The organism is Burkholderia sp. BCC0405 (genome assembly GCF_902833075.1).
Lineage (GTDB): Bacteria > Pseudomonadota > Gammaproteobacteria > Burkholderiales > Burkholderiaceae > Burkholderia.
This window is the reverse complement of the sequence record NZ_CADFEO010000056.1, coordinates 1-2,429: the sequence shown is the minus strand read 5'-3', so window position 1 is coordinate 2,429 and position 2,429 is coordinate 1. Positions and strand designations below refer to the sequence as shown.

Sequence of the window (2,429 nt, the reverse complement as noted above, 5' to 3'; positions counted from 1 at the left end):
ATCGACAGCAGTTCTTCCCGCTCGGCTTCGCTCAGATTCATTTTGCCCATGCACCATTAGATCAGTGCAATTTCATTGGTTCAATGGACTAGTGACCTACGTACCGTTCGGAACATCACTTGTTCGCTACATGCCACGGGAGTTCCAACGCATTGATGTTCCATGGCAACCCTTGGTTCCCTACGCGATCTTGATTACTTGTGTTGCATTAGTCTTGCTTCGAATCACAAAACGGCCAAAGCTTGACAAAACGCGGTGGTCGATTCCCGATCTTCGATGAAATCGATTTGCAACTGAAATGATACGAAATCAAATGCGACGCCTGACAAGACTCACAAAAGTGCAGTTGCTGCCGCTGCAGACGGATATTGTGAAGTCGCTATCACTCGAAAATCATTTGGCGCTTGCTGCGGTGCGCAGCGGACAGGGCGGCAGTGATCAAATCAGTTGTCTGTTGCGAGTGACGTACCTTGCCTTTTTCATGCGTGACGCCACGCGGATTGGTACTGATCCTGAACCGTTCAGGCAGGCCGAAGCCGTACTCGATCAATGTATTTCGCGGGTAGAACGAGGTGAGCCGTGGGCGATCAAGGACGATGAGCATGAGACGATTGAACGCGTGCTTGTGCTGCATGATGAACAACTTGCCGCGATTCCGAATTACCGATACGTCGAGGCGTGGGAACGGCTGCAGCGTTACATGATCGGCGGATTTCGATCGCCAATTTCGAAGGCACCATTGCTCTGAGGTTACAGATATGCGCACAGCTCACTGCCGCAGGTACTCAATTTTTCGGCGCGCCAGCACATGAGCTTCGAGGTCCGTGCTTACTTAGGTACTCGCCAACTCGGCCTTGATCAACGTGTCCTGTAAAGACTTGCGGCGCATGGATACAAGATTGAGTTGCCGCCCAACCGCAGTTTGCGTTCCACGTCCGCCGATGAATCGCTTTGCTTGGCGGTTCTGGAAACACCTTCTGATCTTCCGAGAATCGAGCGCGGAACGGTATTTCTTGCAGGATTCGGTTATGGATTTTTTTGTCGCACGTCCGATGGTCTTGCGCTTGCACCGCGCGGTGTACGGAAGTTTGAACACGTTGCGTATTCGCGTACCAGTGCCGGTACACCAAGCGGTGCACGTCATTTTCAGCATCTGATCGTGGCGGCCTTGGCAGCCGAGTCAAACGGCTGGTGCATTGCAGATGGTGATGAGGTGGCAGTATCTGGTGCCGTGGAGTTTGACAAAGTCTGTGCCGGAATTCGAGCCGCCGGGAGTGAACTCGATCGCTACGCGCCACGCTTCAAAGGTTGGCAGGCTGACGGGCAACCGGCGGACGTAACGGACATTATTCGCCCGCCGGAAGTGCCAGCATTTCATGTTCGGAAGCCCAAAAAGAAGTGGTGGCGCTTTTGGGTATAGTTCCGTACGTCTGCACGGAATTTGCTCACTCCGATTCGATCAGAAAGCGTTCACGCTTCTTGCCTGCGATCCAAGCTGGCGGTTTACCGCGTCCGCTCCACGTCGCGCCGGTCTTGGGGTCACGATATTTCGGCGGCACGGCGGCCTTCGCAGCCTTGCCGCGCGATGCGCGTTGACGGCCGAAAATATCTTCGGCTGTCAGTCCGTATTGCTGGACGACATCGCGAACCTGTTGGATGACGGTTTGTAGTTCAGCGATGCGCGCCGCTTCCGTTTCTTGTTGCAACGCGTCGAGTTGTGCCTTCAGTTCGGTGTATGTAGCCATGTGAGGAATTTTGAGTAGTGCTGCGGGAAAATGGAGGCGCGCAAGCGAAGCGCGGTGGTCTGCCTCATTAGTGAAGAGGCCGTTGCTTTGGTTCCCGTGCGATCGGTGATGGAGCGTCGGAGGACAGGAATTCCGCGACGCGGTCCTCTGCGCCGACGACAATGTACACTGGAACGCTCAAAAGTTGCTGAACGTAAAGGCTCAACACGCGCTGAATCGCGACTCCGCCGTCGACCGATGGGGTGAAGTTTCCGCATTTTTCACCACGAACCGCACTCTCGCGCAACGCCGCTTCGGCGTCACGGAACAGCGAAACGTCGCCCGTGCCGCCGGTCGCTTTGCGGATGAAATAAGCGCAATAGAGCGGTGACTTGTATCGATAGACGCAAGTTCTGCGCTTGGCTCCTGCGCTGATACGCAAACCAGCGAATCCGTCGATCGGCTCGTCAGTACCCTTGAACCATGCGACGGATTTTGTTCGCATCAAACTTCATTTCCACCCCCAAATTACCTACGCCAAAACCTACGCCTTGGCTTTGGGATGGGGTGATCCTCAGGTAATCCCCCCGAGAAACCGGTGTGATCAGAAGTAGAATTTTCTTGTTGAGGGAGTTCTACGGAATGAAGAAATCGAGATTCACGGACAGCCAGATCATGGACGCGCTCAAGCGCGTGGAATCGGGG

4 protein-coding genes are annotated in these 2,429 nt (G+C 54.5%); 2 read left to right on the top strand and 2 right to left on the bottom strand.

From position 1 onward, the window contains the following. Positions 1-313: 313 nt before the first annotated feature. Together HWX36_RS36635 and HWX36_RS36630 are read left to right on the top strand one after the other, a co-directional pair. Positions 314-748 carry a hypothetical protein gene (locus HWX36_RS36635; protein WP_244136622.1) on the top strand — a complete coding sequence of 145 codons (435 nt, stop codon included), beginning with the start codon at positions 314-316 and terminating at the stop codon, positions 746-748. 207 nt (positions 749-955) lie between these two features. Next, positions 956-1,420, top strand: a complete 465-nt coding sequence (locus tag HWX36_RS36630; protein WP_175958569.1) for a hypothetical protein — start codon at positions 956-958, stop codon at positions 1,418-1,420. A 25-nt stretch (positions 1,421-1,445) separates the two neighbouring features. Here HWX36_RS36630 and HWX36_RS36625 read toward each other — a convergent pair whose 3' ends face one another. Then, the gene (locus HWX36_RS36625) at positions 1,446-1,745 is read right to left on the bottom strand and encodes an H-NS histone family protein (RefSeq protein ID WP_175958568.1); all 300 of its coding nucleotides are present in this window, start codon (positions 1,743-1,745) and stop codon (positions 1,446-1,448) included. Between the two features lie 67 nt (positions 1,746-1,812). Beyond that, complete coding sequence (locus HWX36_RS36620) at positions 1,813-2,229, bottom strand: hypothetical protein (RefSeq protein WP_175958567.1); 417 nt, start codon at positions 2,227-2,229, stop codon at positions 1,813-1,815. Positions 2,230-2,429: the final 200 nt, after the last annotated feature.

Bases quoted from the DNA above. Each gene is read 5' to 3' on its own strand.
- HWX36_RS36635 (WP_244136622.1), top strand. From the start codon at position 314: ATGCGACGCCTGACAAGACTCACAAAAGTGCAGTTGCTGCCGCTGCAG.
- HWX36_RS36625 (WP_175958568.1), bottom strand. From the start codon at position 1,745: ATGGCTACATACACCGAACTGAAGGCACAACTCGACGCGTTGCAACAA.
- HWX36_RS36620 (WP_175958567.1), bottom strand. From the start codon at position 2,229: ATGCGAACAAAATCCGTCGCATGGTTCAAGGGTACTGACGAGCCGATC.